This window comes from Mycobacterium sp., from assembly GCF_039583805.1.
Classification (GTDB): Bacteria; Actinomycetota; Actinomycetes; order Mycobacteriales; family Mycobacteriaceae; genus Mycobacterium.
In genome coordinates this window covers 20932-25937 of the sequence record NZ_JAVKSH010000044.1, presented here as the reverse complement: position 1 = coordinate 25937, position 5006 = coordinate 20932, and the positions used below count along the sequence as shown (strand labels likewise).

Annotated in this window: 4 protein-coding genes; 3 read left to right on the top strand and 1 reads right to left on the bottom strand. The window is 71.5% G+C overall.

Features of this window, described 5'->3' with window-relative positions; genetic code table 11:
- From ripC to ABDW21_RS08030, 3 genes are all read left to right on the top strand, one after another.
- On the top strand, positions 1 to 1047 hold a 1047-nt coding region (gene ripC / locus ABDW21_RS08040; RefSeq protein ID WP_343710281.1), incomplete at its 5' end, for a peptidoglycan hydrolase RipC.
- Between the two features lie 31 nt (positions 1048 to 1078).
- Positions 1079 to 1939 carry a hypothetical protein gene (locus tag ABDW21_RS08035; RefSeq protein WP_343600960.1) on the top strand — a complete coding sequence of 287 codons (861 nt, stop codon included), beginning with the start codon at positions 1079 to 1081 and terminating at the stop codon, positions 1937 to 1939.
- Positions 1939 to 3069, top strand: a complete 1131-nt coding sequence (locus tag ABDW21_RS08030) for a glycosyltransferase family 4 protein (RefSeq protein ID WP_343600939.1) — start codon at positions 1939 to 1941, stop codon at positions 3067 to 3069. Before ABDW21_RS08035 ends, ABDW21_RS08030 begins: the two co-directional genes overlap by 1 nt.
- Positions 3070 to 3106: 37 nt before the next feature.
- Here the strand turns inward: ABDW21_RS08030 and ABDW21_RS08025 are convergent, their stop codons facing one another.
- Positions 3107 to 4909 carry a long-chain fatty acid--CoA ligase gene (locus tag ABDW21_RS08025; protein WP_343600940.1) on the bottom strand — a complete coding sequence of 601 codons (1803 nt, stop codon included), beginning with the start codon at positions 4907 to 4909 and terminating at the stop codon, positions 3107 to 3109.
- Between the last annotated feature and the right edge of the window lie 97 nt (positions 4910 to 5006).

Here is a 5006-nt window from a genome sequence, read left to right as displayed (position 1 = left end):
CCGGCCGACACCGCACCGGCCGACACCGCACTGGCGAAGCTCAAGGAGCTGTCACGCCAGGCCGAGCAGACCACCGAGGCGATGCACAGTTCGCAACTGGAGCTCAACCAAAAGCTCGCCGACCAGCAGGCCGCCGACAAGAAGCACTACGACGACGAGGCGGCTGTGGATGCCGCGAAGGCGAAGTTGTCAACCTTCCAGTCTGCCGTGAACAAGTTTGCCGCGGCCACGTATATGGGTGCTCGCAGCGACGGTACGGCCGCCATCCTGACCGCCGAGTCGCCGCAGCAACTGATCAGCAAGTTGGCGCTGCAGCGGATCATCTCCGCCGACATGGCGGCCCGGATGGCGAACTACCGCACTGCCAGTGAACAGGCAGCCAAAGCCGAGCAGCAATCGGCGAAATCGGCGGCCGACGCCAGGAAGGCGGCTGAACAAGCCGCGGCGGTGCGGGCCAACCTGCAGTCCAAGCAAAGCCGGTTGCAGTTGCAGATCGCGGTGGTCAAGTCGCAGTACCTGGCGCTGACACCCGGCCAGCGCACCGCGCTGGCCGCCCCGGCGCCGGGCCCGCCGCCGGCCGCGCTGGCCGCAGCCCCGGCACCCGAGGCGCTCCCGCCGGCCGCGGAGGGTGCTCCCGACGGACTGCCACCGGCTGCGCCGGGCGCACCCGTCGCGATGCCCGGCGGCCCCCCGGGCGACGATGCCGCGGCGGTCGCGATGCAGGCCGCGCTCACGCAGGTCGGTTCCCCCTACGTGTGGGGTGGCGCCGGGCCCGGCGGTTTCGACTGTTCCGGCCTGGTGATGTGGGCGTTCCAGCAGGCTGGCATCGGGCTGCCGCACTCCAGTCAGGCGCTGGCCCATGGCGGCCAACCGGTTGCACTGTCCGACCTGCAGCCCGGCGACGTGTTGACCTTCTATTCCGATGCGTCGCACGCCGGCATCTACGTCGGCGACGGCCTGATGGTGCATTCGTCCACCTACGGTCAGCCGGTGCAGGTGGTGCCGATGACCTCGTCCGGTCCGATCCACAACGCGCGCCGTTACTGACCCCGACTCCCGGCGCCGGCTGGCTCCGGTGCTGCTGGCATGCGCGCTCGCCGTCGAGCTGATCGTCGCCGCAGCCGTCGTGATCGGTCCGGGGCGCGGCTGGCCGGCGTCGTCGGCGGCGGGCCCCGCGAGCAGAGCTGCGCCGTCGCTCGTCGTCGCCGGACGCGCTGTCCATCTGATCGACCGCGGCGGCCGCGACGCCGATCGTCTGCTGTCGCGCATCGCGGCGGAGATCGGCACCGCGATCGCCGCGGTGGAGGCCTTCTGGGGTGCCCACTGGCCGCGTGACATCACGGTGGTGGCAACCGGCACGCAGGGCCAGTTCCGCAGCGAGGCGGGCGGGGGAAGCGCGGCGCAGTGGGCCGGCATCGCCGCGGTGACGGTCGCCGACCGCGTCGACGTCGGCCGCCGGGCCGCGGTCGGCCAGCGGATCGTGTTCGCCCCGGGCGCTGCGGCGATGAGCGATGCGGCCCTGCGCATCGTGTTGACCCATGAGCTTTTTCACTATGCGACGCGCGCCGAGACCGCGGTCGACGCACCGCGATGGCTGTCCGAGGGCGTGGCCGATTTCGTCGCCCGGCCGGGTGCGGGCCTGCCGGAGCCGCCGCCGGTGGCCCTGCCGTCGGATGCGGACCTCGATGCGCCGGGCCCGCGGCGAGCGCTGGCCTACGACACGGCGTGGGGGTTCGCCCGGTTCGTCGCCGACGCCTACGGGACGGCGACGTTGCGCGCGGTGTACCGGGCCGCCTGCGGTGCCAAGCACGCCGACGTGTCCACCGCGGTGCGCGACGTCGTCGGTGTCGACCTGGCCGGCTTGCTCACCCGATGGCAGCAGAGTTCGGGCGGTCAGCCGGCCCCGACGCCGTCCGGGCCACCGGCCAACCTCCGCTAGTGTCGCGTATCCTGTTGGTAACCAACGACTTTCCGCCACGGCGTGGCGGTATCCAGGCCTATCTGGCGGAGCTGGTGTCGCGCATCGCCGGTTCGCACACGCTGACCGTCTACGCGCCGCAGTGGAACGACGCCGACATCTTCGATGCCCGCGCCGACGGCTATCAGGTTGTGCGCCATCCGTCCACGCTGATGCTGCCCGGTCCGGCCGTCGAGGCCCGGATGTGCCGGCTGATCGCCGATCACGGTATCGAGACCGTCTGGTTCGGCGCCGCCGCGCCGCTGGGGTTGTTGGCCGACCGCGCCCGGCGTGCGGGCGCGACGCGGGTTCTGGCCAGCACCCACGGTCATGAAGTGGGCTGGTCGATGCTGCCGGCCGCGCGGGCGGTGCTGCGACGCATCGGTGATCGCACCGACGTCGTCACCTTCGTCAGCCGCTACACCCGGGCGCGTTTCGCGTCGGCGTTCGGGCCCGCGGCCAGCCTGGAGTACCTGCCGGCCGGGGTGGACACCGACCGGTTCCGTCCGGACCGGGCGAGCCGGACCGAGCTGCGTGCCCGCTACCGCCTCGGCCAGCGGCCCACTGTGGTGTGCCTGTCCCGGCTGGTGCCGCGAAAAGGTCAGGACATGCTGATCCGGGCGCTGCCGAGGGTCCGCCGCCGGGTGGACGGCGCCGCGCTGGTCGTCGCCGGTGGTGGGCCGTACCTGTCGGCGCTGCGCCGGCTGGCCCGTCGCCACGGCGTCAGCGAGCACGTGACGTTCACCGGCGGCATTCCGGCCGCCGAGCTTCCCGCCCACCATGCGTTGGCCGACGTGTTCGCGATGCCGTGCCGCACCCGTGGCGCCGGGCTGGACGTCGAAGGACTGGGCATCGTGTTTCTGGAAGCCTCCGCCACCGGCGTGCCGGTGATAGCCGGATTCTCCGGGGGTGCCCCGGAAACCGTGCGGCCGGGACAGACTGGCCTGGTGGTCGACGGCCGGTCGGTGACCGACGTCGCCGACGCCGTCAGCGACCTGCTGGCCGACCCCGGCCGGGCCGCAGCCATGGGCGCCGCCGGACGCGAGTGGGTCACGGCGCACTGGCGCTGGGACACGCTGGCCGCGCGGCTGGCCGACCTGCTGGCCGGGTGATGGCCGGGTAGCGGCCCGGGTAATGGCCGGCGCGCCCCTACTTCGCGGCGTAGATCGCCTCGATCTCGGACGCGAACTTCTCGGCGACGACCTTGCGCTTGACCTTCATCGTGGGAGTCAGCTCACCGGTGTCCTCGGTGAAGTCGACCGGCAGGATGCGGAATTTACGAATCGATTCGGCGTGCGAGACGGCCTGGTTGGCCTCTTTGACGGCCCGGTCCACCTCGGCGATCAGGTCGGGGTCGGCGACCAGGTCGCCCACCGACGTGCCCGCGGCTTTGCCGTTGCGCTGCTTCCAGCCCTGGAGGGCCTCGGGATCGATGGTGATCAGCGCCCCGATGAACGGCTTGGCGTCCCCGACCACGAGCGCCTGGCTGATCAGCGGGTGCGCCCGCAGCCGGTCCTCCAGCACTGCCGGCGCGACGTTCTTACCGCCCGCGGTGACGATGAGCTCCTTCTTGCGGCCGGTGATCGTCAAAAACCCCTGCGCGTCGATCTCACCGAGGTCGCCGGTCTTGAACCAGCCGTCGGACATGGCCTCGGCGGTGGCCTCCTCGTTATGCCAATAGCCGTGGAACACCACGCCGCCGCGCACCAGCACCTCGCCGTCGCCGGCGGTGCGCATGCTGTTGCCGGGCACCAGCTTTCCGACTGTGCCGACTTTCACGTCGCCGACCGGGTTGACGGTGATCGCCGCGGTGGTCTCGGTCAACCCGTAGCCCTCGTAGATGGTGAGGCCGACACCGCGGTAGAAGTGGCCCAGCCGCGCGCCCAGCGGTCCGCCGCCGGAGACCGCGGCGTGGCAGTTTCCGCCCAGCGCCGCGCGCAGCTTGTGGTAGACCAACCGGTCGAACACCGCGTGCTTGGCGCGCAGTATCAGCCCCGGGCCGCCGCGACTTTGTGCCTCGCTCCAGTCGACCGCGGTCTGCGCGGCGACACCGAAGATCCGGCCCTTGCCGTCGTCGGCCGCGTTCTGCGCCGCGGTGTTGTAGACCTTCTCGAACACCCGCGGCACGGACACCACGACCGTCGGCTTGAACACCGCGAACATCGGCACCAGGTTCTTGATGTCGCTGGTGAACCCCACCGTCACCTTGTTGGCGAACGCGGCCAGGGTGAGCGACCGCGCCAGCACGTGGGCCAGCGGCAGGAACACCAGCAGGCGTTCGCCCTTACTGAGCAGCGTGGGCAGCGCTGCCTTGGTGCCGCGAACCTCGTAGACCAGGTTGGAGTGGGTGAGCCGGCAGCCTTTCGGGCGGCCCGTGGTGCCGGAGGTGTAGATCAGGGTGGCCGGGTCGGCGGCCCGCAGCGCTTCGCGACGAGCGTTCAGCTCGGCCGGGTCGAGCGCGGCGCCGTCCTCGGCGAGCTGATCGAGCGCCGCCGGACCCGATCCTTCGATGTGCAGCACCCGGCGCAGCCCGGGCAGCTCGCCGGCGAGCTCGTTGACCAGCTTGGCGTGCATGTCCGTCTCGGCGAACGCCAGCACCGCCCCGGAGTCCTCCAGCACCCAGCGCACCTGCTCGGCCGACGAGGTCTCGTAGATCGGCACGGTGACCGCGCCCACCGACAGGATGGCGAAGTCGAGGATCGCCCACTCGTAGCGGGTCGCCGAGAAGATCGCCACCCGGTCCCCGGCCTGCACCCCCTGGGCGATCAAACCCAGTGCCGCCGCGCGGATCTGGCCCGCCGCCTCGGCGCACGTGACGTCGGCCCAGACGCCGTCTATCAGGCGCTGGAAGATCACGAAATCGGGGTCGTCGCGCTCGTGCTCGAACACCGGGGCGACGATGTTGTCGCGCTCATCCACCTCGAAGGGGGCGGGCACACTGATTTCGGACACTCTGCTGACCTCGCTCGACGTATCGCGGCAGCCCGGTCTGGGCGCTACCAGCGTACTGGGACCGGATCGGCGCGCCGTTGCGAGGTTGCCTGCCGGG